At 67.5% G+C, this 26,428-nt stretch carries 26 protein-coding genes and 2 tRNA genes; 5 read left to right on the top strand and 23 right to left on the bottom strand.

Annotated elements, in window-relative coordinates:
* Positions 1 to 88: 88 nt before the first annotated feature.
* Complete coding sequence (locus NF681_07515; GenBank protein ID UST55021.1) at positions 89 to 1,450, bottom strand: dicarboxylate/amino acid:cation symporter; 1,362 nt, start codon at positions 1,448 to 1,450, stop codon at positions 89 to 91.
* A 186-nt stretch (positions 1,451 to 1,636) separates the two neighbouring features.
* Between NF681_07515 and NF681_07510 the strand changes: the two genes are divergently transcribed.
* Together NF681_07510 and NF681_07505 are read left to right on the top strand one after the other, a co-directional pair.
* Positions 1,637 to 2,851 carry a DNA polymerase IV gene (locus NF681_07510; protein UST55701.1) on the top strand — a complete coding sequence of 405 codons (1,215 nt, stop codon included), beginning with the start codon at positions 1,637 to 1,639 and terminating at the stop codon, positions 2,849 to 2,851.
* 151 nt (positions 2,852 to 3,002) lie between these two features.
* A complete protein-coding gene (locus tag NF681_07505) occupies positions 3,003 to 4,256 on the top strand; it encodes a DNA topoisomerase IB (protein ID UST55020.1) in 1,254 nt (417 codons plus the stop codon).
* Here the strand turns inward: NF681_07505 and NF681_07500 are convergent.
* From NF681_07500 to yaaA, 6 genes are all read right to left on the bottom strand, one after another.
* Positions 4,202 to 4,921, bottom strand: a complete 720-nt coding sequence (locus NF681_07500; GenBank protein UST55019.1) for a hypothetical protein — start codon at positions 4,919 to 4,921, stop codon at positions 4,202 to 4,204. The genes NF681_07505 and NF681_07500 overlap by 55 nt on opposite strands.
* Positions 4,918 to 5,283, bottom strand: a complete 366-nt coding sequence (locus NF681_07495; protein UST55018.1) for a response regulator — start codon at positions 5,281 to 5,283, stop codon at positions 4,918 to 4,920. Before NF681_07495 ends, NF681_07500 begins: the two co-directional genes overlap by 4 nt.
* 93 nt (positions 5,284 to 5,376) lie before the next feature.
* The gene (queF, locus tag NF681_07490; protein ID UST55017.1) at positions 5,377 to 6,246 is read right to left on the bottom strand and encodes an NADPH-dependent 7-cyano-7-deazaguanine reductase QueF; all 870 of its coding nucleotides are present in this window, start codon (positions 6,244 to 6,246) and stop codon (positions 5,377 to 5,379) included.
* The gene (locus NF681_07485) at positions 6,243 to 7,145 is read right to left on the bottom strand and encodes an alpha/beta hydrolase (protein UST55016.1); all 903 of its coding nucleotides are present in this window, start codon (positions 7,143 to 7,145) and stop codon (positions 6,243 to 6,245) included. The genes queF and NF681_07485 overlap by 4 nt, the downstream gene beginning before the upstream one ends.
* A complete protein-coding gene (locus NF681_07480) occupies positions 7,142 to 7,993 on the bottom strand; it encodes a 2OG-Fe(II) oxygenase (protein UST55015.1) in 852 nt (283 codons plus the stop codon). The genes NF681_07485 and NF681_07480 overlap by 4 nt, the downstream gene beginning before the upstream one ends.
* Positions 7,990 to 8,796, bottom strand: coding sequence for a peroxide stress protein YaaA (gene yaaA / locus NF681_07475; GenBank protein ID UST55014.1), 807 nt, complete (start codon positions 8,794 to 8,796; stop codon positions 7,990 to 7,992). The genes NF681_07480 and yaaA overlap by 4 nt, the downstream gene beginning before the upstream one ends.
* 149 nt (positions 8,797 to 8,945) lie before the next feature.
* Between yaaA and NF681_07470 the strand changes: the two genes are divergently transcribed.
* Together NF681_07470 and galU are read left to right on the top strand one after the other, a co-directional pair.
* Positions 8,946 to 11,846, top strand: coding sequence for a valine--tRNA ligase (locus NF681_07470; GenBank protein ID UST55013.1), 2,901 nt, complete (start codon positions 8,946 to 8,948; stop codon positions 11,844 to 11,846).
* Positions 11,847 to 11,934: 88 nt separating this feature from the next.
* Positions 11,935 to 12,822 (top strand): UTP--glucose-1-phosphate uridylyltransferase GalU, encoded by an 888-nt coding sequence (gene galU, locus NF681_07465; protein UST55012.1) that lies wholly within the window; start codon positions 11,935 to 11,937, stop codon positions 12,820 to 12,822.
* Positions 12,823 to 12,838: 16 nt separating this feature from the next.
* On the opposite strand, the gene NF681_07460 is transcribed toward galU, so the two are convergent.
* The 5 genes from NF681_07460 to NF681_07440 all read right to left on the bottom strand — a co-directional run bounded on the left by NF681_07460 (position 12,839) and on the right by NF681_07440 (position 16,594).
* Positions 12,839 to 14,011, bottom strand: coding sequence for an SGNH/GDSL hydrolase family protein (locus NF681_07460; protein UST55011.1), 1,173 nt, complete (start codon positions 14,009 to 14,011; stop codon positions 12,839 to 12,841).
* A gap of 16 nt (positions 14,012 to 14,027) precedes the next feature.
* Positions 14,028 to 14,255 (bottom strand): sulfurtransferase TusA family protein, encoded by a 228-nt coding sequence (locus NF681_07455; protein UST55700.1) that lies wholly within the window; start codon positions 14,253 to 14,255, stop codon positions 14,028 to 14,030.
* Between the two features lie 17 nt (positions 14,256 to 14,272).
* A complete protein-coding gene (locus NF681_07450) occupies positions 14,273 to 14,851 on the bottom strand; it encodes an NUDIX hydrolase (protein UST55010.1) in 579 nt (192 codons plus the stop codon).
* Between the two features lie 8 nt (positions 14,852 to 14,859).
* Positions 14,860 to 15,762: a cysteine synthase CysM gene (cysM, locus tag NF681_07445; protein UST55009.1), complete on the bottom strand. Its 903-nt coding sequence runs from the start codon at positions 15,760 to 15,762 to the stop codon at positions 14,860 to 14,862.
* Between the two features lie 562 nt (positions 15,763 to 16,324).
* Positions 16,325 to 16,594 (bottom strand): GlsB/YeaQ/YmgE family stress response membrane protein, encoded by a 270-nt coding sequence (locus NF681_07440; protein ID UST55008.1) that lies wholly within the window; start codon positions 16,592 to 16,594, stop codon positions 16,325 to 16,327.
* A 128-nt stretch (positions 16,595 to 16,722) separates the two neighbouring features.
* On the opposite strand from NF681_07440, the gene NF681_07435 reads away from it, so the two are divergent.
* The gene (locus NF681_07435; protein ID UST55007.1) at positions 16,723 to 16,923 is read left to right on the top strand and encodes a hypothetical protein; all 201 of its coding nucleotides are present in this window, start codon (positions 16,723 to 16,725) and stop codon (positions 16,921 to 16,923) included.
* Here NF681_07435 and NF681_07430 read toward each other — a convergent pair.
* The 11 genes from NF681_07430 to uvrC form a co-directional block, all read right to left on the bottom strand.
* On the bottom strand, positions 16,920 to 17,111 hold the full coding sequence (locus NF681_07430) for a hypothetical protein (GenBank protein UST55006.1): 192 nt from the start codon (positions 17,109 to 17,111) through the stop codon (positions 16,920 to 16,922). The two genes, NF681_07435 and NF681_07430, sit on opposite strands and share 4 nt — an antisense overlap.
* 384 nt (positions 17,112 to 17,495) lie before the next feature.
* Complete coding sequence (locus tag NF681_07425; protein UST55005.1) at positions 17,496 to 17,930, bottom strand: hypothetical protein; 435 nt, start codon at positions 17,928 to 17,930, stop codon at positions 17,496 to 17,498.
* A gap of 150 nt (positions 17,931 to 18,080) precedes the next feature.
* Positions 18,081 to 19,334, bottom strand: a complete 1,254-nt coding sequence (locus NF681_07420; protein ID UST55004.1) for an EAL domain-containing protein — start codon at positions 19,332 to 19,334, stop codon at positions 18,081 to 18,083.
* Positions 19,335 to 19,835: 501 nt separating this feature from the next.
* On the bottom strand, positions 19,836 to 20,216 hold the full coding sequence (locus tag NF681_07415; GenBank protein UST55003.1) for a hypothetical protein: 381 nt from the start codon (positions 20,214 to 20,216) through the stop codon (positions 19,836 to 19,838).
* Between the two features lie 225 nt (positions 20,217 to 20,441).
* Positions 20,442 to 20,714, bottom strand: a complete 273-nt coding sequence (locus tag NF681_07410; protein UST55002.1) for a hypothetical protein — start codon at positions 20,712 to 20,714, stop codon at positions 20,442 to 20,444.
* A gap of 288 nt (positions 20,715 to 21,002) precedes the next feature.
* Positions 21,003 to 21,078, bottom strand: a tRNA-His gene (locus NF681_07405).
* A 45-nt stretch (positions 21,079 to 21,123) separates the two neighbouring features.
* Complete coding sequence (locus NF681_07400; GenBank protein ID UST55699.1) at positions 21,124 to 23,022, bottom strand: SurA N-terminal domain-containing protein; 1,899 nt, start codon at positions 23,020 to 23,022, stop codon at positions 21,124 to 21,126.
* Positions 23,023 to 23,096: 74 nt separating this feature from the next.
* Positions 23,097 to 23,172 (bottom strand) — tRNA-Val (locus tag NF681_07395).
* 15 nt (positions 23,173 to 23,187) lie between these two features.
* A complete protein-coding gene (locus tag NF681_07390; GenBank protein ID UST55001.1) occupies positions 23,188 to 23,460 on the bottom strand; it encodes an HU family DNA-binding protein in 273 nt (90 codons plus the stop codon).
* Positions 23,461 to 23,743: 283 nt separating this feature from the next.
* A complete protein-coding gene (pgsA, locus tag NF681_07385; protein ID UST55000.1) occupies positions 23,744 to 24,310 on the bottom strand; it encodes a CDP-diacylglycerol--glycerol-3-phosphate 3-phosphatidyltransferase in 567 nt (188 codons plus the stop codon).
* A gap of 45 nt (positions 24,311 to 24,355) precedes the next feature.
* A complete protein-coding gene (gene uvrC / locus NF681_07380; protein ID UST54999.1) occupies positions 24,356 to 26,308 on the bottom strand; it encodes an excinuclease ABC subunit UvrC in 1,953 nt (650 codons plus the stop codon).
* Positions 26,309 to 26,428 lie beyond the last annotated feature (120 nt).

The raw sequence follows: 26,428 nt of genomic DNA, 5'->3' as shown, positions 1-26,428 counted from the left end.
CGCGCGGGGCCCGGGTGCGGAGGGCGGGTGCGGGGCGCGGGGGAGCGGATGGCCGGGTCCGCTTCCCGCGCGGCGCGTCGATGCGCCCTCAGTGAGGGGTGGTGCGACCGGCGTTGGCGGCCATCTGCGAATCCTTGGCCGTGACCAGCACCTCGGGCTCCTGGGCCTCGACCCAGGTCTCGTTGTTCAGGGCCGCGTGCAGGCGCTTCTCGTCGAGCTCGTCGGTCCACTTGGCCACCACCAGGGTCGCCACGCCGTTGCCGATCAGGTTGGTCAGCGCGCGCGCCTCGGACATGAAGCGGTCGATGCCCAGGATCAGCGCCAGGCCGGCGACGGGCACCGTGCCCACGGCCGACAGCGTCGCCGCCAGCACGATGAAGCCGCTGCCGGTGATCCCGGCGGCGCCCTTGGAGGTCAGCAGCAGCACCGCCAGCAGCGTGATCTCCTGCGTCAGCGTCATCGGCGTGTTGGTGGCCTGGGCGATGAACACCGCCGCCATCGTCAGGTAGATCGACGTGCCGTCGAGGTTGAAGGAGTAGCCCGTGGGGATCACCAGGCCGACGCAGGTCTTCTTCGCGCCCAGGTTCTCCATCTTCTCCATCATGCGCGGCAGTACCGACTCGGAGGACGACGTGCCCAGCACGATCAGCAGCTCTTCCTTGATGTACTTGATGAACTTCCAGATGCTGAAGCCGTGGAAGCGCGCGATCAGCCCCAGCACGACGAAGATGAACAGCAGGCAGGTCAGGTAGAACACGAACATCAGGTAGCCCAGCGACAGCAGCGTGCCCACGCCGTACTTGCCGATGGTGAAGGCCATGGCGCCGAAGGCGCCGATGGGCGCGAGCTTCATGATGTAGCCCACGATGGTGAAGAGCACGTGCGAACTCTTCTCGATCATGTCGAACACCATCGTGCCGCGGCCGCCGAAGCGGTGCAGCGCGAAGCCGAACAGCACGGCGATCAGCAGCACCTGCAGGATCTCGCCCTTGGCGAAGGCGTCGACCACCGTGGTGGGGATGACGTTGAGCAGGAAGTCGACCGTGCCGGTCATCTTGCCCGGGCCGGTGTAGGCGGCGATGGCCTTGGTGTCGAGCGTCGAGGCGTCGATGTTCATGCCCACGCCGGGCTTGAGCACGTTGACCAGCACCAGGCCGACGATCAGCGCGATGGTGCTGACGATCTCGAAGTACAGCAGCGCCAGGCCACCGGTCTTGCCGACCTTCTTCATGTCCTCCATGCCCGCGATGCCCACCACCACCGTGCAGAAGATGATCGGCGCGATGATCATCTTGATCAGCTTGATGAAACCGTCGCCCAGGGGCTTCATCGCCTCGCCCAGGTGCGGGAAGAAATGTCCCAGCGCCACGCCGATGATGACGGCCGTGATGACCTGCACGTACAGGGATCGATAGATCGGCAACTTGCCGGTGCTGGGCGGTGGTGTCATGATTTTTGCGTGATGGTTTCGGAAAAAGGCAACGGATTTTCCTTCTTTCGGTGTCGCTTGTGGGTCAGGTGGCGGTCAGGGTTTTCATCGGCACAACGCGCGGTCCGCAGGTGTACCGGGGAGGGGACGAGAATCCACGGCGTGAACGCTCCCGCCCCCCTCCCCCGGCGCATCGCCCACCTCGACATGGATGCGTTCTACGCCTCGGTGGAACTGCTGCGCTACCCGCAGCTCAAGGGCCTGCCGCTGGTCATCGGCGGCGGACGGCGCAAGGCCGACGAGGCCCTGCGCGACGTGCCCGATGGCGGCACGCTGGCCGACATCCCGGTGGCCGCGTTCCCGCGCCTGAAGGACTATGCCGGGCGCGGCGTCATCACCACCGCGACCTACGCGGCACGGCAGTTCGGCGTCGGCTCGGCCATGGGCCTGATGAAGGCGGCCAAGCTGTGTCCGCAGGCCCTCATCCTGCCCGTCGACTTCGACGAGTACCGGCGCTTCTCGCGCCGCTTCAAGGACGTCGTGACCGAACTCGCGCCGGTGATGGAGGACCGCGGCGTGGACGAGGTCTACATCGATTTCACCGACGTCCCCGGCGGCCAGCGCGAGGGCGGACGCGTGCTCGCGCGGCTCATCCAGCGCTCGATCCTCGAGGCCACCGGGCTGACCTGCTCGATCGGCGTGGCGCCCAACAAGCTCATCGCCAAGATGGCCAGCGAGTTCGACAAGCCCAACGGCATCTCGATCGTCCACGAGGACGACCTGGAGACGCGCATCTGGCCGCTGCCCGCGCGCAAGGTCAACGGCATCGGACCGAAGGCGGACGCGAAGCTGGAGGCGCTGGGCCTGCGCAGCGTGGGCGACATCGCCGCGCGCGAGCGCGACTGGCTGATGGCGCACTTCGGCAAGGCCACCGGCGCCTGGATGCACGAGGTCTCCTGGGGACGCGACGACCGCCCCGTGGTGACCGAGAGCGAGCCCGTGTCGATGAGCCGCGAGACCACCTTCGAGCGCAACCTGCACGCCGTGCGCGACCGCGCCGAGCTGGGCGCCATCTTCACGCGCCTGTGCGAGCGCGTGGCCGAGGACCTGCAGCGCAAGGGCTACGTCGGGCGCACCATCGGCATCAAGCTGCGCTACGACGATTTCCGCATCGCCACGCGCGACCGCACCATCGAGCGGTTCGTCGCCGATGCGAGGTCGATCCGGCAGGCCGCCGGCCAGTGCCTCAAGCGCGTGCCGCTGGAGCGGCCGCTGCGGCTGATCGGCGTGCGCGTGGGCGCGCTGGTGCGCGCAGGCAGCCCTGCGGCGCTCGCGGACGCTGCAGCGGCGGCCGGTGGCGCCGCAGCGGGGACGGCCGGGCCGCGCCGGCCGCCCCCATCGACCACCGCATCGCTGTTCTGAACGGCGCGCCGTAGCGGCTGGGCGCGGGCGGCCTCGCAGCGCGCGTGTCCACGAGCACGCCGCGCACCCGGCACATTTGCGGCGTCCTACAGGTGCCCGACGGGCGGCGCGCGCATCTTCGGACGCATCCTTCCAGAGACATCGAGACGCCATGCCCACCGCCCGCCCCACCGCCGCCGTCGCCGCCGCCACCGATGCCCCAGCGGGGAAGCTCGCCGGTGGCCTCGTCTACGTCGACCCCGACATGCCCGGCCTGCGCCGCGTCCGGCAGGGCGATCGTTTCCGCTACAAGGACGCCGCCGGGCGCTGGCTGCGCGATGCCGACGAGATCGCGCGCATCGACCGGCTCGCGATCCCGCCCGCCTACACCGACGTCTGGATCTGCCCGATCGCCCACGGCCACCTGCAGGCGATCGGTATCGACGCGCGCGGGCGCAAGCAGTACCGCTACCACACGCAGTGGCGGCTGCTGAAGGACGAGCGCAAGTTCGAGCGCCTGGAGGCCTTCGGCCGCGCCCTGCCGCGCATCCGCGCGCGCGTCGCCCGCGACCTGGCCGGCGCCGGCGACGCATCGCTCGACCGGCAACGCGTGCTGGCGACCCTGGTGCGGCTGCTCGATACCACCTTCCTGCGCGTGGGCAACGAGGAATACGCGGCCACCAACGGCTCCTACGGGCTCACCACGCTGCGCAACCGCCATGCGGACGTGAAGGGCACGACGCTCAAGCTGCACTTCAAGGGCAAGAGCGGCGTGATGCACACCGCCGAGGTCGACGACCCGCGCGTGGCGCGCATCGTGCGGCGCTGCCAGCAGTTGCCCGGCCAGGAGCTGTTCCAGTACCAGGACGCGGAAGGCCGCCCGCACGGTCTATCGTCGAGCGACGTCAACGCCTACCTGCGCGAAGCCTCGGGCGACCACCTGACCGCCAAGGACTTCCGCACGTGGCACGGCACGGTGCAGGCGCTCGAACTCACGCGGCTGGCCTGCGCGTCGTGCGGGGACGGCGACACCGTCTGCGCGATCGGAGAGGGAGACGAAGGGGCGGTGTCGAAGCGCTCGTTGCCGTCAGCGCGTTTCGACGCCAAGGCCATCGTCGCCGCCGTGGCCCGGCAACTCGGCAACACGCCGGCGGTGTGCCGCAAGGCCTACGTGCATCCGGCAGTGCTGTCGCTCGGGGCCCAGCTGGCCGCCGATCCCGGCACCATGACCGACATCTGGCAGACTGTGGCGGGCAAGGCGCGCGCCGTGCGCCGCCTGCACGCCGCCGAGGCGCGGCTGCTGGCCTTCCTGCAGCACCACCGGAAGGACCTGGCACGCCAGGTGTCGAAGAAACCGAGGGCCGTCGGGCGTCAGCCGGCCGCGAGCGGCAGGCGCACCGCGTCGCGCTCGATGGTCAGCGCGTAGCCCAGGTCGTCGGCCAGCGACTGCAGCGCGATGGCGTCGATGGCCAGCGCGCGAGGCGCGCGGTGGGCGCCGGTGTCCGAGGGCGTGGTGTCGGTGGCGCCCGACGTCGCACGCACCCAGAGGCCATCGTCGCCGTCGGCGCTGATGTCGATGCCCACGACCTGCGGCGCGTTGTCGTGCAGGTAGCCCAGCGCGCCCAGGAGGAGGTAGCGCAGCGAGGCCCCGGAAGGCCAGATCGTCGGCGCCACGGCGTCGGCGGCTGTCGCCGGCTCGGTCGCTCCGGTCTCCGGCGCGCGCTCGAACGCCTCGTCGCACGTGAGCCGCACGCCCTGGAAGTCGAAGGCCGCGCGCATCAGGTTGAGGCACTGGGCCACCAGCGCCGCGCGCGAGATCCCGTCGTCCTCGACGGCCAGTTCCCAGTCGCGCAGCGAACGCACCGCGGCGACGAGTTCGGCGATCTGGTGATCGATCAGCGCCACACGTTCCTCGCACACGGCCGGGTCGATGGTCGCCGCGCCCAGTTGCCGGCGCAGCATCAGCAGGCCCATGCGCATCACCGACACCGGCGCGGCCATGTCGTGGCGCAGGGCCGGGAGGGCGCGCGTGAGGAGCTCGTGGCGCACGCCGGCGGCGATCCAGCTGCGTGCGCCGGGAGAGGCCTTCATGAAGACGAGGCGGACTTGCCGGCCGCCTGCTCGAGGATGCGGTCGAGGGCGTCGAAATCGATCGGCTTCTGCAGGTGATGGTCGAACAGCTTCGGTTCGCGGCCCAGCGTGTCGTGCGAGGACAGACCGGTGACGGCCACCAGCAGGGCCGGTGGCCGGCTGGAGGCACGCAGGCGGCGCGCGACCTCGGTGCCCGGCAGGTCGGGCAGGGTGATGTCGATCAGCGCGATGTCGAAGGTCTCTTCGGCACCGGCGGCCAGTGCCTCCTGGGCCGAATAGGTGCAGCGCGCCGTGTGGTCCTGCAGCGAGAGAAGTTCCTGCAGCAAGTCGGCCGCGGCTTGGTTGTCGTCAACGATCAACACGTTCAAAGTGAGTACCCCAAATGCCAGGATGTGGCTGGAAAAGACAGTGGTCGAGTATCGATCCGTTGCGAAAACGCAAGCGTAGGAACGGACCTACTGGCGGGCCGTCCGCGCGTTGGCGGGAAGGGCCTGCGGGAAGCTGGTGCGGAACGGATTGATGTCGAGTCCGCCACGCCGCGTGTAGCGGGCGTAGACCGCCAGCTTGTGCGGCCGGCAGCGTTCCATGATGTCCCTGAACATGCGCTCCACGCAGGGTTCGTGGAACTCGTTGTGGTTGCGGAAGCTCACGATGTAGGCCAGCAGGCCGGCCTGGTCGATGGGCGCGCCGCTGTAGTGCACCTGCACGCTGCCCCAGTCGGGCTGGCCGGTGACCAGGCAGTTGCTCTTGAGCAGGCGGCTTGCGAGCGTCTCCTCGACCGCGGTCTGCGTGGCGTCGCTCGACAGCAGCTCGGGCGCCGGCTGGTAGTGCGAGCACTCGATGTCGAGCCGGTCCAGGTCAAGGCCTTCGAGCTCCTGCACCTTCTCGCGCGCGAACGCATCGGGCGCGACCAGCCGCACGCCGATGCCGCCGCTGCGGCCGCTGCCGCGCCAGGCCGCCTCGGTCAGGTCGGCGCGCAGGCGTTCGCGCACCGCCTCGGCATCGGCGAAGACGCTGTTGTTGAAGCTGTTGAGGTAGAGCTTGAAGGACTTGCTCTCGATGATGTGGGGCGTCTCGCAGGGCACGGTGACGTGGGCGATGGCCACCTGCGGGCGGCCGCGCGCGTTGAGCCAGCTCAGTTCGAAGGCGGTCCAGAGGTCGGCGCCGAAGAACGGCAAGGCGTCGCCGCGCAGGCCCATGGCCTCGCGCTGGGTGGCGCGCGCGATCGGGAACAGCAGCGTCGGGTCGTAACGGTCGGCGTAGGCCGAGGCGCGGCCGAGCTGCGACCCCTCGGGGGTGTTGTCGAGGGTCGGGGTCGTGGTCATGCGTGGATTCCTTGGGATTTGATGTCGCGCAGGAAGGGCGCGATGTGGACGAGCAGCATCTCGACCAGTCCGGGCGTGAGGTCGTGACCCATGCCCGGCACCAGCGCGAAGCGTGCGCCCGGGATGCGCCGGGCGGTGTCCAGTCCGCAGGCGATGGGCACCAGCGGATCGGCGTTGCCGTGCAGGACCAGGGTCGGGCTCTGGATGCGCGCGAGCAGGGCCGCGCGGTCGCCGTCGGCGGCCACGGCGGCGATCTGGCGCATCAGGCCGCGCGGCCGGTAGGCCCGCCGCAGCGCCTGCACGAGGCGCTCGCGGAGGGCGGCCTCGTCGGGCGGGAACACCGGGCCGGCGATGAGCTTCACCAGCCGCACGCTGTGCGCGACCAGCGAGGCCTCGTCGGTGCCCGGAGGCCGCCGCATCAGCAGGCGCAGCACGTCGGGACGCGGTCCCGGCAGACCGCGCGCGCCGCTGGAACTCATCACGCTCAGCAGGCTCGCGACGCGTTCGGGCGCCGTCGCGGCCACGCGCTGGGCGATCATCCCGCCCATCGAGGCGCCCATCACATGGGCGCGACGGATCCCCAGGGCGTCGAGCACGCCCAGCGAATCCAGGGCCATGTCCTGGAGCGTGTAGGCCGAGCGGACCTGCAGGCCGAGCCGGTAGCGCACGCCCTGCCAGACCAGGTTGCCGGTGCCGAGTTCGTCGAAGCCCTGGCTCAGGCCGGCGTCGCGGTTGTCGTGGCGCACCACGCGATAGCCCGCGCGGACCAGCCAGTCCACCAGGGCGTCCGGCCAGGCGACCAGCTGCATGCCCAGGCCCATGATCAGCAGCATGACGGGGCGGCCTTCGCCACCCGTGTCCTCGACCTCGATGTCGATGCCGTTGGCACGCACCTTCATGTGAACTCCCGCTCGCGCAGCCACTTGGTCGCGACCCACTTCTCGCCCGCGAGCACCGGTGCGCCACCGTGCAGCGTGCGGGTGGCCGGATCAGGCCGGTCGTAGCTGAAGAACACCGCCGTGCCGCGCTTGGGCGCGATCTCCAGGCCGATGTCGGGGAAGGTGGTCGCCCCGCCCTGCTCGGGCTCCTGCAGGTAGATGACGAGCGTGGCGACGCGCTGTCCGCCGCGACGCAGGATGGTGGGCGTGCCCGGCTCGCCGGGATCGAAGTAGTCGTAGTGCGGCCGGTACTGGGCCCCGGGCGCGTAGCGCAGCACCTGCAGGCCCTCGCCGTACTCGACCGGCCAGCGCAGCAGCGCGGCGATGCGCCGCTCGATGCGCGCGACGACCTCGTTCTCGCCACGCTCGAAGAACATGCCGTCGCTGGTGCGGTCGACATTGAGTGCCTCGCCGCCGGTGCGGGTCTCCACGGTGAGCGAACGCGCCAGGCGCTGGCCGGCGGTGGCCACCAGGGCGGCGCATTCCTCGTCGGACAGCAGGTCGCCGAAGACGATGACGCGTGGATCGCGCACGGTCTGCAGGACGTGGACGCGGCGGTCTCCGGCATCGAGGTAGAGCGGCGCGGTGGCGAGGTCGGGACCGGGCATGGCGCCCTGCGGCGGCCGCGCGGCGTCGGAGTCCGCGCCGGCGGACCGGCCCGGCGGCGCGAGCATGGCCAGCATGGCATCGGCCGCAGCGTCTTCCCAGCCGGCCTCGCACATCGAGCGGCGCAGCGCCGGCGCGTCGTGGCCGGCGGCGAGCTGCGCCCGCGCCCAATCGATCAGCTCGGGGGTGGGGGTGGCCGTCATGCGGCGCTCCGGCGACGGAACACCAGCCGCTCGGGCGTCGAGACCGCGCCTTCGAACGCATAGCCCTCGAGGTCGAAGCCTTCCAGCCGCCGGGGCGTGGCGGCCTCGTGCAGCACGGCCCAGCGCGCCATCAGGCCGCGCGCGCGCTTGGCATGGAAGCTCACCACCCGGTGCTGGCCGCCACCCCGGGCATCGGCCTTCCACTCCTCGAACACGCACTCCACGACCCGCGCCTTCAGCACGCGCCGGTCGACCGCCCTGAAGTACTCCTGCGAGGCCAGGTTCACAACCACCGGGGTGGCGTCGGCCGCGAGGCGCGCGTTGAGGTGCTCGGCGATGCGCGGACCCCAGAACGCGTAGAGGTCCTTGCCACGCGGATTGGCGAGCTTGGTGCCCATCTCCAGCCGGTAGGGCTGCAGGCGGTCGAGCGGCCGCAGCACGCCGTACAGGCCGCTCAGGATGACCACGTGCGCCTGCGCCCAGGCGAGGCGGGCCGCGTCGAGGCTGCGGGCGTCGAGGCCGCCGTAGACGTCACCGTCGAAGGCCAGCGCGGCCGGCCGCGCGTTGGCGTCGGTGCCGCGGGGCGACCACGCCGCGTAGCGCGCGAAGTTGAGCGCGGCGAGCTTGTCCGACAGGCTCATCAGCGTGGCGATCTGCTGGGGCGACTGCGCCCGCAGCAGCGCGACGATTTCGGCGGCGGGACCACGCGGCCCCTCGAAGACGGGCGCGGTGGCGGCGGGAGCGCGGGGCGGGAGCGGGGTTTCGTAGTCGAGCGACTTGGCTGGCGATAGCAGGAACAGCATGAGGCGGAATTATGGGTCCGGCCCATGGCGCGGCCGGCCGCGGCCGGGCGATGGCACCTGGGAGGCCCCGGCTAAAATCACCTCCTTCCCGCCACCTCCCACCCGTCGGCGGCGGTGCCCCAGCAGGCATCGCCGCCCTCCGCCACGCCATGAGCGACACCCTCCACGACTCCCCCGCCCAGCCCGGCCTCGACAGCCTGCCCAAATCCTTCGAGCCCGTCGCCATCGAGGCGCACTGGGGCCCGGAATGGGAACGCCGTGGCTATGCCGCCGCCGGCTTCCGCGGCACCGGCGCGCCCCGGGACGACGCCGGCGCCTTCGCCATCCAGCTGCCCCCGCCCAATGTCACGGGCACGCTGCACATGGGACATGCGTTCAACCAGACCATCATGGACAGCCTGGCGCGCTACCACCGCATGCAGGGCGACAACACCCTGTGGGTGCCGGGCACCGACCATGCCGGCATCGCCACCCAGATCGTGGTGGAGCGCCAGCTGCAGGAACAGAAGATCAGCCGCCACGACATGGGACCCACGCCGGCCGAGGCGCGCCGCAACTTCGTCGCCAAGGTGTGGGAGTGGAAGGAGAAGTCCGGCAACACCATCACCGGCCAGATGCGCCGCATGGGCGACACGGTCGACTGGACGCGCGAGTACTTCACGATGGACGAGGACCTGTCGAAGGTCGTGACCGACACGTTCGTGAAGCTCTATGAGGAAGGCCTCATCTACCGCGGCAAGCGCCTGGGCAACTGGGACCCGGTGCTCAAGACCTCCGTGAGCGACCTGGAGGTGGAGAGCCAGGAGGAGGACGGCTTCCTCTGGCACATCGCCTACCCGCTGGAGGACGGCAGCGGCACGCTGACCGTGGCCACCACCCGGCCCGAGACCCTGCTGGGCGACACCGCCGTGATGGTCCACCCCGAGGACGAGCGCTATTCGCACCTGATCGGGCGCCGGGTGCGCCTGCCGCTGGTCGACCGCCTCATCCCCGTCATCGCCGACGACTACGTCGACCGGGCCTTCGGCACCGGCGTGGTCAAGGTCACGCCGGCGCACGACTACAACGACTACGCGGTCGGCCAGCGCCACGGCCTGCCGATGATCGGCGTGCTCGCGCTCGATGCCACGATCAACGCCGAGGCCCCCGAGCCATACCGCGGCCTGGACCGCTTCGTCGCGCGCAAGGCCATCGTGGCCGACCTCGAGGCGCTGGGCCTGCTGGTGGAGACCCGCAAGCACAAGCTGATGGTGCCGCGCTGCGCGCGCTCCGGCGCCGTCGTCGAGCCCATGCTCACCGACCAGTGGTACGTGGCCATGAGGAAGCCCGGCGCCGACGGCCAGTCGATCGCGCAGAAGGCGATCGACGTGGTCAAGTCCGGCGAGGTGCGCTTCGTGCCCGAGAGCTGGGTCAACACCTACGACCACTGGATGGAGAACATCCAGGACTGGACCATCTCGCGCCAGCTCTGGTGGGGCCACCAGATCCCGGCGTGGTACGACGAGGACGGCAAGGTGTACGTGGCGCGCGACGAGGCCGCGGCGCAGGCGCAGGCGCCGGGCAAGGTCCTGCGCCGCGACGAGGACGTGCTCGACACCTGGTACTCGTCGGCGCTGGTGCCCTTCTCCTCGCTCGGCTGGCCGGAGAAGACGGACGACCTGGCGCGCTACCTGCCCTCCTCCGTGCTGGTCACGGGCTACGACATCATCTTCTTCTGGGTCGCCCGGATGATCATGCTGACCAAGCACTTCACCGGCGAGGTGCCCTTCAGGGACGTCTACATCCACGGCCTGGTGCGCGACGCGCAGGGCAAGAAGATGAGCAAGTCCGAAGGCAACGTGCTCGACCCGGTCGACCTGATCGACGGCATCGCGCTGCCCGAACTGCTCGACAAGCGCACGCAGGGCCTGCGCAGGCCGGAGACGGCGCCGCAGGTGCGCAAGAACACGCAGAAGGAATTCCCGGACGGCATCCCGGCCTTCGGCGCCGACGCGCTGCGCTTCACCTTCGCGTCCCTCGCCTCGCTCGGGCGCAGCATCAATTTCGACAGCAAGCGCTGCGAGGGCTACCGCAATTTCTGCAACAAGCTCTGGAACGCGACGCGCTTCGTGCTGATGAACTGCGAGGGCCAGGACTGCGGCCTGCGCGAGCACACGAAGGCCGATTGCGCCCCCGGCGGTCCGGCGCACGGCCACCTGGCATTCAGCCAGGCCGACCGCTGGATCGTCTCGCGCCTGCAGCGCGTCGAGGCCGACGTGGCCCGGGGTTTCGAGGACTACCGGCTGGACAACGTCGCCACGGCGGTCTATCAGTTCGCCTGGGACGAGTTCTGCGACTGGTACCTGGAGATCGCCAAGGTGCAGATCCAGACCGGCGACGCGGCGCAGCAGCGTGCCACCCGGCGCACGTTGATCCGCACGCTGGAGACGCTCCTGCGCCTGGCCCATCCGGTGATCCCGTTCATCACCGAGGAACTGTGGCAGAAGGTGGCCCCGGTGGCCGGCCGCGCGGGCGCGTCGATCATGATCGCCGCCTACCCCCAGAGCCAGCCCGAGCGCATCGACGAGGCGGCCGAGGCCCACGTCGCGCGCCTGAAGTCGCTGGTCGACGCCTGCCGCACCCTGCGTGGCGAGATGAACGTCTCGCCGGCCACGCGGCTGCCGCTGCTGGCCGTGGCGGACGACGCCGACGACGCGGTCTTCCTGCGCGCCGCCGCACCGGTGCTGCAGGCGCTCGCCAAGCTCAAGGAGGTGCGCGTGTTCGACGATGCCGCGGCCTGGGCGGCCGAGGCCGGCGCAGCGCCGGTCGCGCTGGTCGGCGCGGTGCGCCTGTGCCTGCACATGGAGGTCGACAAGGCGGCGGAGCGGCTGCGCATCGGCAAGGAACTCGCGCGTGTCGAGGGCGAGATCGCCCGGGTGAATGGCAAGCTCGGCAACGAGGCCTTCGTCGCCAAGGCGCCGCCCGCCGTCATCGAACAGGAGCGTAAGCGCCTGTCCGACTTCGGTGCCGCGGTCGTTCGGCTGCGGGATCAGCTGTCGCGCCTGGACTAAACGGACTTTTTGCACGTTAACTGACAGACGAATGTATTAATCGCCCGTTAACATCAAAAGCATTCGTAGCTTCCCCTTACAGAGATCAATGTCCAATACCACGCGCATCCGCAAGGCCGTCTTTCCCGTGGCCGGTTTCGGCACCCGTTTCCTGCCGGCCACCAAGGCGCAACCCAAGGAGATGCTGCCGGTCGTCGACAAGCCGCTCATCCAATACGCCGTCGAGGAGGCCTACGCGGCCGGCATCCGCGACATGATCTTCGTCACCGGCCGCAACAAGCGCGCCATCGAGGACCACTACGACACCGCCTATGAACTGGAAAGCCAGCTCGAGGCCAGCGGCAAGACGGCGCTCCTGAACATCGCCCGCTCGGTGATGCCCGACGACATGACGGTCTCCTACGTGCGCCAACCGCGCATGCTGGGCCTGGGCCATGCCGTGCTGTGCGCCGAGCATCTGGTGGGCAACGAGCCCTTCGCCGTGCTGCTGGCCGACGACCTGATGGTCGGCCCGGTCGACGGCCAGCCGGTCATGGCGCAGATGACGGCGGCCTTCGCCCAGCTCGGCCGCTCGCTGCTGGCGGTGCAGGAAGTGCCGCTCGACCAGGTCAAGCGCTACGGCATCGTGGCCGGCGACCAGATCGAGGACGGCCTGGTCAAGGTCAACCGCATGGTCGAGAAGCCGTCGCCCGAGTCGGCGCCTTCGCGCCTGGGCGTGGCCGGCCGCTACGTGCTGACGCCCGGCGTGTTCGCCGAGATCCGCAACCAGCCCAAGGGCGCCGGTGGCGAGATCCAGCTGACCGACGGCATCGCCTCGCTGATGAAGAAGGAAGCCGTCTACGCCTATGCCTACAAGGGCACGCGCTACGACTGCGGCAGCAAGGAAGGCTTCCTGCAGGCCAGCGTCGAACTGGCGCTCGCGCACCCGGAAGTCGGCGCCCAGTTCCGCGAATACCTCAAGGGCCTCCCGCTCTGACGTTGCACGGCAAGGCTCACGGCTTCGACGCCGTGGGCGACTTCGCCACCAGCGCCTCGACGAAGCGCGCGACCTCCTCGTCGCCGATCGGCGTCAGGGACAGGCCGAAGCCCTCCCGCAGGCATTCGACGAACGCTTGCGTCCACAGCGTGTTGTAGACCAGGCCCGCGTGGTGGTCGGCGAGGACGGCGTGCTCGGGTGCATCGCCCGTGCTGTTGGTCACGCGCAGCCCGGAACCGATCGAGACGCTCCGGTACGCCGGGCGGCCTTCGTCGTCGCGCGTTCCCCAGGTCCTGCGCACCCACGCGTCGTCGTCGAAGAAGACGGTGCGCGGCGTGGCGCGCGCCAGGGCCGAGATCGCGTCGTTGAAGTGCTTGAGCGCCGCGCCGATGCGCTCGGTCTCGACCCGGCTGTTCCACCGGGCGAAGGTGTCGGGATCGGCCGATTCGTCGGCCACGCCGACGAGCACGAGGCGCACGTCGGGCTGCACCGCGCGCACCCGGCGGATCGCCTCGGTCATGTGGCCGATGCAGCGCGCGATGGTGTCGCGCGTCGCCGGCAGGCCGGCCGCATCGGGCGCCGCCGCCTGCGCGTCCATCAGGCCGACCCAGTCGTTCAGGCCGATGCGGATCACCACCACCCCGCGCCGCCAGCGTCCGGGGTCCTCGGCCATGAGCACGGCCAGGTGCTGCGCCTGGCGCTGCGAACCCTCGGTCAGGTTGCTGCACACGGCCCCGGAGACGGCGAAGTTGTGGCGATGGTCCTGCTTGCGCGGCACGCGTCCCATCTCCATCCCGAGGACCGAGGCGGCCTTCGACCAGGCACCCGAATGGCCCCATTCGACCCAGGGCCCCGGATCGACCTCGCCGCCCCTCAGCCGCGCGAGCACCTCCGTCCACTGCAGGGTCGTCGCGTGGAAAGCGCCGCCGCGTGCGCCCGACCCGGCGGGAAACGCGAGCCCGTCCTGGTAGGCATGGCTGTTGGAATCGCCCAGCACCGCGAACGGGATGGCGGCCACGGAAGTGGCGGCCGATGGTGCGGCGGGTTGCCTGCCCCTCGCCATGGCCAGGACGCCAGCCACCGCCGCGACCACCAGCCCGACGGACACCACGGCCAGGACGATCGTGCCGGGACGACGCCCGAGCGCGGTCCGGCGCGACGCGCCGTCGGTGGTCGAGCCGTCGCGCATCACCGGACCGCAGACGTCAGCGCCGACGCAGGACGTGGATGAATTCGTCGTCCCGCGTCTGCTGTTCGACCAGCTCGTTGCCCGTCTGGCGCGCGAAGGCCTCGAAGTCGCGCAGCGATCCGGGATCGGTCGATGTCACCCGCAGCTGCTGGCCGCTCGTCATCTCGTTCAACGCGCGCTTGGCCTTGAGGATGGGGAGCGGGCAACGCAGGCCGCGCGTGTCGATCTCGCGGTCGACGACGATGGACGTGGACGTGGGATTCATTTCGGTCGGTCTCCTTCGCCGGGCTGCGGGTCCAGGCCGCGACGGCGTTCCTCGTTCTCCTCGGCGGTGAAGTACACCGGCTCGTGGCCTCGCGAACGCAGCCAGTCGGCCAGCGCGTGACCGGTGCCCGCCGGCCAGCATTTCAGGTCGTCCAGGTCGTGCAGCCGCCAGTCCAGCAGTTCGGGCGACAGGCGCACCTCGCCGTCGGCCACCACGTGGTAGGCGATGATCACCTGGTTCATGCGCTGGAAATCGTAGACGCCCACCAGATGCACCTCGCTCGCGTCGAGGTTGGTTTCCTCCTTGACCTCGCGCGCGATGCCCTCCTGCGGCGTCTCGCCGGCTTCCATGAAGCCGGTGATCAGCGCGAACATCTTCGGCGGCCAGGCCGCGTTGCGCGCCAGCAGCACCTGGCCCCTGTATTCGACGATGGCGGCGAGCACCGGCGTCGGATTGTTCCAGTGGGTGTAGTCGCAGGCCGGGCAGCGCAGGCGGGCCTTGGGGCCGCCGTCCTCCGTCGACTCGATCCATTCGAGCGGCGTGGCGCAGGCCGGGCAGAACTTGGGAGCTTGCATGGCGCGGCTCAGGCGGGGAACACGCCGGTGGAGAGGTAGCGGTCGCCACGGTCGCAGACGATGAAGACGATGGTCGCGTTCTCCGTCGTGCGCGAGACCTGGAGCGCCGCCCACAGTGCGCCGGCCGCCGAGATGCCGCCGAAGATGCCTTCCTCGCGCGCCAGCCGGCGGCACATCTCCTCGGCATCGTCCTGGCTCACGTTAATCAGCTGGTCGACATGGCTCGGGTCGTAGATGCGCGGCATGTACGCCTGCGGCCACTTGCGGATGCCCGGGATGCGCGAGCCGTCCTCGGGCTGCGCGCCCACGATGCGCACCGCCGGGTTCTTCTCCTTCAGGTAGCGCGACACGCCGGTGATGGTGCCGGTGGTGCCCATGGCACTGACGAAATGGGTGACGCGGCCCTGCGTGTCGTCCCAGATCTCGGGGCCGGTGGTCTCGTAGTGGATGCGCGGGTTGTCGGGGTTGGCGAACTGGTCGAGCACCCGGCCCTTGCCCTGGCGCACCATCTGGTCGGCCAGGTCGCGGGCGTATTCCATGCCGCCGCTCTTGGGGGTGAGCATCAGTTCCGCGCCGAACGCCTTCATCGTCTGGGCTCGCTCGATCGACAGGTCCTCCGGCATGATCAGCACCATCCGGTAGCCCTTGATCGCCGCGGCCATCGCCAGCGCGATGCCGGTGTTGCCCGACGTCGCTTCGATGAGGGTGTCGCCCGGCTTGATCTCGCCGCGCTCCTCCGCACGTCGGATCATCGACAGCGCGGGGCGGTCCTTCACCGAACCGGCCGGATTGTTGCCCTCCAGCTTGCCGAGGATGACGTTGCCGCGCCGAGCGCTCTCTTCGGCGTCGATGCGTTGCAGCGCCGCCAGCGGCGTCCTGCCGATGGCGTCTTCGATCGTGGGGTAGCTCATCTCGTCGTCCGTTCGAAAAAGCGTTGTGGAAACTCAACTTGGCGCCGGAGCACTGTGCCATAATTTTCGGCTGCGCTTCTTCGGCCGGATATCCGTATCGGGCCTTCCGGAAGCGTGGTGAAACAGGAGAATTGCGTTCCAGCCCGAGTGGTGAAATTGGTAGACGCAGGGGACTCAGACCAAATTTGAGCCCTCGGGAAGAAATTCCCGAGGTGAAGCCCGTCAAACTCGGCGAAGGCCCTGGACGCGAGTCCGAGCTAATACCGAGCCAAGCCCCGGACCGAAAGGCCCGGGGAAGGTGTAGAGAGCAGACGGCGGGCACCTAAAGTCGAAAGACCAAGGTGAAGGCGTGCTCCAGACCACGAACCCGTCACGGGGGCGGCGAAAGCCGAAGTGGTAAGAAAATCCCCCGCCGCAAGGCGTGCCGGTTCGATTCCGGCCTCGGGCACCAAGACGAAAAAAGCCCCCAGGAAATGTCGCCGCATGGCGACGGTTCCTGGGGGCTTTTTGCTGGGCGGGCCGATCGCACCGGGCGGTGCGGCCGGCCCGTGTCAGCCGGGAATCAACGCACCTTGCCGCGACGGAAGAAGTTGACGATCGCCAGCAGGATGACCGCGCCGATCAGCGAGGACAGCAGGCCCATGATGCTGAAGTCGTTCTGGTTGACCGTTGCCGATCCAAGGAGCGGGGCGACGAGCCATCCGCCGAGCATCGAACCCACGATGCCGACCACGATGTTCAGGAACACGCCCTGTTGTGCGTCGGTGTTCATGATCTTGCTGGCGACCCAACCGATGAGACCGCCTACCACGAGCCAGATGATGAAGTTCATTGCATTCCCCTTGAAAGATTGAAAGAACGGCAGCGTGCGTCCCCACAACGTGCAGGCCTATAGGACAACGCCACTTGTCCATGCACCCGATACGCCTTTTCAAACTTTTGTTCTAGTCCAACTTTACCGTGAAGCCCACCGATCCGGTGGCCTGCGGGTTGAGCACGCCGTCGAACATCCACCGAAGCGAGCCCGTGCCCCCGGGCGTCTGCAGCGCGGCGCAGCCCACCGCTGGCGCGGGGACGGCGTTGGCCGGCGTGTTCTTCGTGCAGCTCCCCAGCCCGAGCGGCGTCGGCGCACTCGCCGTGGCCGCCTGGAAGACCGTTTAGGCCGGCACCGAATCCATGACGACCACGTTCTTCATCGGTGTGGTCACGGTGTTGGTGTAGGTCACGCGGTATTCCAGCACCTGGCCGGACTTGGCCTGGTTGTCGGCGCCCCAGGGACCACCGGTGGTGACGTTGCGCACCTCCTTGAACAGCGACAGCGCGCTGTTGCCCACCGTGGTGCTGTCCACCAGCGTGTACCGTGGCGGTGAACAAGGCGTCGGCATCAAGGTGCCAGCTTTCCTATGTCGGGCTCGGTGTCCCGTCGAGACACGGCGCAACAAACTCGCACAGCCGGACGTCCTGGGACGGTCGGTGGCTGTAACGAGGAAATTCGGTCTGGGGAATTGCTAGCGGAAGATGTTGCCGGCCACGGTGTGCTCGGCGCCGCTCGACTCAGGAACGGCTCAGTTCAAGGCTTGATGGCTGCAGCGGGGGTCGAGCTCTGAGGCCCGCCGCACCCACGGCTGCCGCCGTCGGCGCACTGGTTTGAGGCACGACGGCTTCGACCTTGGCCCGCGCGACGACCGTGACGGATTTGGCTACGGGGGATCTGGCCGATCGTCCAGCGGATGTCACGGTATTCGTTGTACGGAACTGGTTCCGTCTTGCCCGCGAGCGACCTGCGCGACAGAGGCTCCACGCCGAACTGCTTGTCCTGCGCGGACATCCGCGTGCCACCGGTCGGCTTGGCGCTCTTCAGCACGTACTTCTAGGCCTTCGAGCAAAGGCAGGTTGGCAATGACCTGCGCCACCGGCTTGTCGGTCTTGTTGATGTAGGTAGCCTGGTACTCGATGACGTCGCCTGGCTTGCCCGTGTCCGCATCCACCAGCCGCTCCGTGCTGTTGTCGGACTGCACGACCTTCTTCTGAACCAGCGTCACTTCGACGGTAGGCTTCGACACGACCGCTTCTTTGGCGCCCGCAGCGCCCTTCTGCGGCGCGAATTGCGCGAAGACAGACACGGCGACCGACAGCCAGACCGCCAGAACAATTGATTTAGTTTTCATTTCATGATCCTTTTCAAACTTGATGCAAATGCTCTGAATGAACAGAGCCCGGCTCCCTGAAACTGCCGATCGATGCGTTCGAACTCATGCCCCATCGATCGCTGCCGGCATTACTTCTTCGCGTTCTCTGTTATCTGTCGATGCGGCGTTTCAGCATCGAAACGATCCCGTGACAGGCATCGGCAACACTGGGGCGGCGGGCATCGCGATCGCGTAGCCCTGCAGCCACTGAGCCCCGACACGCTGGGCCAACGCGAGGTCCTCTTTCTCCTCGATGCCTTCGAGCACCACGTGAGCCGCCAGGGTCTGGCAGTAGCCCACCAGCTTCTCCAACGTCGAAGTCGCCGCATGCGAATCGCGCTCGGCATGCAACAGCGATGCATCGACCTTGATCACGTCGGGACGAATCTCGCGTGCGAGGCTCAGGCTGCTGTAGCCGCTGCCCACGTCGTCCAAGGCAACGCCGCAACCCAGCGACTTGAGCTTCCGGAGAAACGTCAGGGCCGCCTCGAGGTCGGTCACCGGCATTGTCTCCGTGACCTCCACCATGAGTCGCGCAGCGACATCGGGGCGCGCGGTCAGGCGCTGCAGTGGGACGTTCCACCAGCCATCGAGCTTCAGACTCGCGGCTGAAATGTTGCAACCCAGGCGGTGGTCGGTCTCCAGTTCCAGACGGTCGATGACCGTCGACACGACCAGGCGGTCCAGCGGTCGCACCAGTCCGAGACGCTCCAGCGCCATGACGGCCATCCCCGCACTCAGCGTCTCAGCGTCGGAGGCGGCTTGTTCGTCCGCCACGCGCAGCAATGCCTCGTGGTAGAGGTCCTCTCCCGTGCGCGAATGGCGCACCGGTTGAAGCACCAGGCTCGCCCGGCCCTGTCCCAGGGCCATGTGCCACCGCCACGCCAGGTTCATGTCGCTGCGGTGGCGTTCCAGCCATTCGTTCGAGCGACCCTGCACAGGCGGTCGCTTCAACGAACTCGAGATTGCCAGCGGACGCAGGTCGGGAGCCGCGGACAAGGCATGCAGGATCTTCTCGCCTGGAGACGCGACCTCATGGATGGCGAGCAACGGCAACACGTGCTGCCCGCCCACATCCAGCGAATCGACGGACCATTGCGCCTGAAGCATTTCCAGACCGCAGGCGATGTCGTCATCCTGGGCATCAAAACCGTGATAGCCGCAGAGTCGAACCAACGCCTTAAACTGCCAGCGGGCAAGCACCGATGTCTCATGGAGCGCTTCTGTCTGCGCCCCCCAATGCAGCATCTTCTGATGCATGACCTGAAACGCCTGTGCCGCCACCTCGGCACCGTGCATTGCCTCGATCTCGGCATGGTTCAGCAACTCCACCAGAAGGTATATCTCCTCGTCCGCACGACAAGGACCGGTGATTGGCAGCACGGGCCAATGCATGCCGGAAGAGCCGCTCAAGACTGATTGCACAAGGATTTCCTGTTGCCGAAGTAAGCCGGGATCGCTGATTGATTCCTGCCAGGAGGAACGAAACAGTCTTCGGACAACCGGACGGAGATTCCTCGAATCAACCGACCGACCATTGATAACTGTTACTCAAGGATCAAATAAAATGTTCTTTAATTCAATAATAACCAATGGTTACACAACTTCTAACACATCTTCCTTAGACGCAACAATTATTCAAAATTTATTTGTTTTCCCATGAATCAATCAGTATTGAAAAACAATGATGACGTCCCGAATTCTCTGCAATCGGATTGTTCTTAATAATCGTGTCAACCCAGTCGGGCGATCAGCAACCATCATTCGGAGAAGCAGGAGCGAACGGCAATCGACCGCGTCCAGTCGAGGCAAGTCGGATCGAAGACGTGAACGCTCTGATTGATGCAAGACTAAAGTCGTCCGTGATCAAGGCGACAGCCAGCCCTAGTAAGCGATGCCTTCGTAGGCGAAGTTGGGCGCCGAGGCCATGACGAGGTCACGTTCATTGGCATTGATGGTGTGGAAATGAGCGGCATTGGAGCGATTCAGGAAGCGGTACATCGGCGGTGACTGCGATGCAGGGGCCGCTCCGGCGTACCGGATGACACCTTCATGAGTGAACCAGGGGATGGTACGAATCACTTGATCCCGTTCGCTCCGATGGAGCGGACAGACATTGATCCCTTTTTGCGTGTTGCAGAAGCGATAGACGACGTCGTTCACCACGACCGGGGTGCCATGTACACAGAAGGCAATTCCCCGATAGAGGCAGACACTTGGCTTCTCGACCGCCAGATCCCACGCTTCACCATTGGGCGTGTACAAGAACGTGTTGGTGCTGCTGTCATGGCGCCGTTAGATGGGTTGGCGCGTGGTTGGTGGGATCGCATCCGACATTGGTACAGAACCGCGCTGTAGGCTTTGTCGAGCCGGCCTTAGACATCACTTCCACCCGGATCGGCACACGAACTGCGGCCACCTCTCAGCCGTCCAACCAGACAGTCTCGGTCATTGAGCTTGATGAAGACGCTGGAGCCATTGCGGGCTGTCTCAGTGCCAACCGACACCCGGAACACGCAGGTAATTTGCATTGGAGGCACTCGGGTTGACGCAGTTCGTCGCAGCAAGGATCGCAGTGCCGAGACAAGTTGCCCACGCATACTTCCGGAAGCCGCCGCCAAGCTGACGGGCACCTTGAATGGCGTCGTCAGCGGTGGTTCCAAAAGGACTTGAGCCTGGATGGCTCGATGCTGGAATCTCCACCTCGATCGTGATCGCTTCGGCACCCAGGTTGGGCGACCAGAAATCCAGGCCTGCATCCAATCGAGTTTCTGAGTGCTGTCCGTGTCGACCACATCGCGTCCCGTGCCGATCTTGACGGGTGCGTGTCGGGCTCGGACCGAAGATGCCTTCGAACTGCCCGACGTCCTTCCTGATCGCAGACGTGCCCGGCAAAGCGCGCAGAACTCGAACGAAGCGAAACGTCTTTTGCTGACGCCCTCTTTTCCATCAACGTCATCGACGGACACAAAAAAGCCCTCTGGTCATTGCTGACCAGAGGGCTCGTCGAAGACTGAGAAAAGATTCAGAGAACCGCTACGGGCAGATTCTTGGGGTGGCTGATGGGACTCGAACCCACGACGACCAGAATCACAATCTGGGACTCTACCAGCTGAGCTACAGCCACCATTTGAGCCAGCGATTGTAGCTCGAAAATCGGCTTCGAGGCGCCTTACATGGCATCGGTGGGCTTCGGAACCAGAATTTCAGCCTTGAAGCGCTGCTTGAGCAGCTCATAGTAGGCCGCGTTTTCCGCCGTCGAGATCGCCTGCGTCACCTGATCGGCTTCCTGCTTGGCCACTTCGGCACTGGGTGCGGTGCGTGGCACCGACTTCACGGTCCGAACAACGACGTAGCCCTGATTGCCGAGGTCGACACCCGTCAGCGTCGGCAGCTTGGAAGCATCGGTCCGCAGCGCGCTGTCGACCACTTCCGGAGGTTGCGATTGCGCTTCGAGTCGCGAGACCGTGATGGCCGCACCGAACGGCGCGCCAGCGGGGTTGGTCTTCCAGACGGCGAGCTTGGCTTCGCCATCCGCCTTGGCCAGGGCCGCAGCGCGCTCGGCGACGAGTTGGGTGCGCACCTGCTCCTTGACTTCGTCCAGCGGCACGACGCGCGCGGGCGAGTACTGGGCGATGCGGCCGACGGCGAGCTGGTTGGCACCGACCTCGATGGCCTCGGTGTTGTGCTTGCGTTCGAGTGATTCCGGTGCAAAGAGCGCCGCGAGGAAATTCCGGTTGGCGAGGACGCCAGTGGCCCCGGGCACCGGCACGCGCGCGACGCCGGTCGACTTCTGCAGGAGCAGCTTGAGGCGGTCGGCTGCGGGTTGCAGGCTGTCGGGCTGCTGATAGACCGCATCGGACAGGGCCTCGGCGGCCTTGGCGAATTCCTGGGTCGCCTGCTGACCGCGGATGTCGTTCTCGATGGTGGCGCGCACCTGCTCGAAGGGCTGCACCACACTCGGCTTGATGTCGTCGAGCTGGATGACGTGGAAACCGAACTCACTTTCGACGACATCGCCGATGTCACCCTTCTTCAGGGCGAACATGGCATCTTCGAACGGCTTGACCATGGCCCCTCGCGCCACGAAGCCCAGGTCGCCACCCTTCTCGGCCGACCCCGGATCCTGGGAATTCTTGCGTGCCACGGCGGCGAAGGTGGCCGGAGCCTTGCGCACTTCGGCAAGCAGTTCGTTCGCACGGGCACGCGCCTTGTCGCGCTCCGCCGCCGGCGCCGTGGCGGGAGCCGTGATCAGGATGTGACTCGCGCGGCGTTCCTCGGGCGTGCCGAAGCGCGCCTTGTTCTGTTCGTAGTAGCTGCGCAGGTCGGCATCACTGATCGCGATGTTTTTCTTGACCGCGTCCATGTCGAGCACGACGTACTCGATGCTGGCCTGCTCCGGCGCCTGAAACTGGGCGGCGTGAGACTTGTAATAGGCCTCGAGATCGGCATCGGCGACATTGACCTTGGCGCGGAAGTCGGCCGGATTGAAACGCACGGTCTGGATCTCGCGGCGGTCGTGGAACGCGTCGAGCGCGAGGCGCTCCTGCGTCGGCGTCGCGAAAGTGGTGCCCGAGACCCCCAGCATGACCTGCTGGGTCGCCAGTTGGGCGCGCACCGATGCCTCGTATTGTTCGGGCGTGCTGCCGGTGGCCAGCATGAAGCGTTGGCGGTCGAACTTGCCGTCGGCCGTGCGGAAGGAGGCCAGGCCGGTGTCCTCGGCGAACAGGCGTGCGAGGCGTTCCTCGGACACCGACATGTGGGCCTTCTCCGCGGCCGCGGCCAGCACGCGGTCGCGGACCATGCGCTCGAGCGTCGCGTAGCGCGAGGCATCCGAATCGAGCAGCGCGGGATCGACATTGGCCATCTGCTGGCGAATGCGATCGACTTCGTTGCGATGCTGGGCGTCCCACTGGGGACGCGTGATGTCCTGACCGTCCACGCGCGCGACCTTCTCGCCCTTCTGGTCGCCGTCGTAGCGATCGACGCCAAACAGCACGAACGACGGGATGATCAACAAGAACAAGAATCCCATGACGATCTTGTTGTACTTGCGGAAAAACTCAAACATGCTTGAACACTCTCTGTGACGGTGCCGGGGACCAACAAAAAAGGCGAACGTCACGTTCGCCTTCTTGGCCGGGGTGGTGGGTGCTGAGGGGCTCGAACCCCCGACCTACGCCGTGTAAAGGCGCCGCTCTACCAACTGAGCTAAGCACCCCCGAATGACTGCGCCTCAGTTCAACGCGTCCTTCAAGGCCTTGCCCGGACGGAACTTCGGAATCTTGGCGGCCTTGATCTTAATCGCCTCGCCGGTGCGTGGATTGCGGCCGGTGCGCGCAGCGCGCTTTCCGACCGCGAACGTTCCGAAACCGACGAGCGACACAGAACCGCCTTTCTTGAGCGTGGTGCGAACGGCGCCGATGGTGGATTCCAGTGCGCGGGTGGCGGCGGCTTTCGAGATGTCGGCGTTCTTTGCGATGTGCTCAATCAGTTCGGTCTTGTTCACGAGGGCCTCTTAGGAAAAGGTGGGCGGATGGTCGTCGAGGGATCGCAGTCCGTGGCGGGCGGGCGATGGCGGTCCAGCCGATGCAGACGACGGGTTCGATGCGCGAACGGCACACGATCGTCGACGATTACAACCACGGGGCCGCGGGGTGTCAACAAGGCTTGCTTCGGATCTTCCCGGCGGCGAAGGAGGCGATTCTAGGGGTTTCGCCCACCCTGTTCGGCGTCTCGCCACGCGACGAAGCGGCCGGGGCGTGCACCGTGGCGGCGGCCGTTCGACGGTTTCAGCGGGTGCGCGCCCGGATCTCCGGAACCGCCTTCTGCAGGTAGTAGATCATCGACCAGACCGTGAGCACGGCCGACACCCAGATCAGCCACCGGCCCCAGAGCCCGGTGTCGATCGTGCCGAAGAGCGTGCCCTCGTACAGCAGGAAGGGAATGGCCACCATCTGCACCACGGTCTTGACCTTGCCAAGCATGTGCACCGCCACGCTCTTGCCCGCGCCGATCTGGGCCATCCACTCGCGCAGCGCCGAGATCGCGATCTCGCGGCCGATGATGATGAGGGCGACGAAGACGTCGGTGCGCTGCAGATGCACCAGCACCAGCAGTGACGCGCACACCAGGAACTTGTCCGCGACCGGGTCGAGGAAGGCGCCGAAGGCCGAGGTCTGGTTGAGCTTGCGCGCGAGGAAGCCGTCGAGCCAGTCGGTCGCGGCGAAGACCACGAACATGACCGTGGCGATCAGGTTGCGCGTCGGCTCGGCCATGGGCAGATAGAAGACGCCGACGATCAGCGGAATCGCGACGATGCGCGTCCAGGTCATGATGGTCGGAAGGGTCCAGAACATGCGCTCGATTGTGCATGAGCCCAGTGGCCGGACCGGCGCCGCGCCTCAATGCAGTGCGCGGTAGATTTCCTCGGCCAGTTCCGAGGCGATGCCCTCGACCGAGGCGATGTCCTCCACGCTGGCCGCCGCCACGCCGCGGATGCCGCCGAAGCGCTGCAGCAAGCGGGCCCGGCGCTTCGGGCCGATGCCGGGGATGTCCTCAAGCTGGCTGCCGCCCACGCGCACCTTGGCGCGCTTGGCGCGCATGCCGGTGATGGCGAAGCGGTGCGCCTCGTCGCGGATCTGCGCGACCAGCATCAGCGCCGCCGAATCGCGCCCGAGGTAGACCTTCTCGCGTCCGTCGGCGAAGACGAGTTCCTCCAGGCCGACCTTGCGGCCCTCGCCCTTCTCGACGCCGACGATCAAGGACAGCGGCAGGCCGAGCTCGCCGAAGACCTCGCGCGCCATCGAGACCTGGCCCTTGCCGCCGTCCACCAGCACCAGGTCGGGCATGCGCGCGGCGCGGGTGGCGGGTGGCGCGTCGCTGCCCGCGCCGGCCGCGTCGCCCGCCGGCGGCGCATCGCTCTCGGCGGCGATGGCCTCGGCCAGCTTGGCATAGCGCCGGCGCAGCACCTGGCGCATGGCCGCGTAGTCGTCGCCCGGCGTGATGCCCTCGATGTTGTAGCGGCGGTAGTCGCGGTTCTGCATCGCGTGGTGCTCGAACACCACGCACGAGGCCTGCGTGGCTTCGCCGGCGGTGTGGGAGATGTCGAAGCACTCGATGCGGAAGTTGTCGAGGTCGTCGGGGGCGAGTTCGAGTGCTTCGACCAGCGCGCGCGTGCGCGACTGCTGGGAGCCCTCCTCGGCCAGCAGCCGCGCGAGCTGCAGCCCGGCGTTCTTCTGCGCCATCTCCAGCCAGAGCCGACGCTGCTCGCGCGGCTGGAAGACGGCCGTGACGCGGGTGCCCGACTGCTGCACCACCGCCTCGATCAGTTCGCGGCCGACCGGCTCGCTCAGCACCAGGATGCCCGGCACCGGCACGTCGATGTAGTGCTGCGCGATGAACGCCTCCAGCACCCGCGTCTCGACCGAGGCCGGCGCCGCGCCACCCTCGGTGTCGAGCTCCTCGTGGTCCATCTGCGTGGCGTCCTCGACGTGCACGGGAAAGTAGGCGCGGTCGCCCAGGTGGCGCCCGCCGCGCACCATCGCCAGGTTCACGCAAGCGCGGCCGCCCTGCACCTTCACGGCGAGGACGTCGACGTCCTTGTCCGAGGCGATCTCGATGGACTGCTGGTGGAGCACGCGCGACAGCGCCGTCATCTGGTTGCGCAGTTCGGCGGCCTGCTCGAACTCCAGCCGCTCGGCGTGCGTCGTCATGCGCGACTCCAGCTGGCCGAGCACGGCCTGCGTGTCGCCCAGCAGGAAGGCCTCGGCGTTGGCGACGTCCTGCGCGTAGGCCTCGGGCGTGACGTGGCCCACGCACGGCGCGGTGCAGCGCTTGATCTGATAGAGCAGGCAGGGCCGCGTGCGGTTGGCGTAGACGGTGTCCTCGCAGGTGCGCAGCTTGAAGACCTTCTGCAATAGCTGGATCGACTCCTTGACCGCCCAGGCGCTCGGGTAGGGGCCGAAGTAGCGGTGCCGGCGATCGGTGGCGCCCCGGTAATAGGCCAGGCGCGGGAAGGCGTGCGAGGCGATCTTCAGGTAGGGATAGCTCTTGTCGTCGCGAAACAGGATGTTGTAGCGCGGCTTGAGGCTCTTGATGAGGTTGTTCTCCAGCAGCAGCGCCTCAGCCTCGGAGCGCACCACGGTGGTCTCCATGCGCGCGATCTTGCCGATCATGTGACCGATGCGCGTGCCGCCGTGGTTCTTCTGGAAGTAGTTGGCCACGCGCCGCTTGAGGTTGCGCGCCTTGCCCACGTAGAGCACGGTGCCGGCGGCGTCGAAATAGCGGTAGACGCCGGGGAGCTGTGGCAGGGCGGCCACTTCGCTGAGCAATTGATCGGAGTGCACGTCGGACATGGGGGTATTGTGGCGTCCGGGCCGGGTCGCCGCCTGCGGCTGGCGCGGTTCCTGCACGCATCGCCCCGGGCATTCGCATGCCCGGCCCCTACGCTGTTTTCCAACTTCGCATCGCTTCCG

This window comes from Comamonadaceae bacterium OTU4NAUVB1, assembly GCA_024372625.1.
Lineage (GTDB): Bacteria > Pseudomonadota > Gammaproteobacteria > Burkholderiales > Burkholderiaceae_C > Variovorax.
The sequence above is the reverse complement of the archived record's forward strand: the minus strand, read 5'-3'. Positions and strand labels throughout refer to the sequence as shown.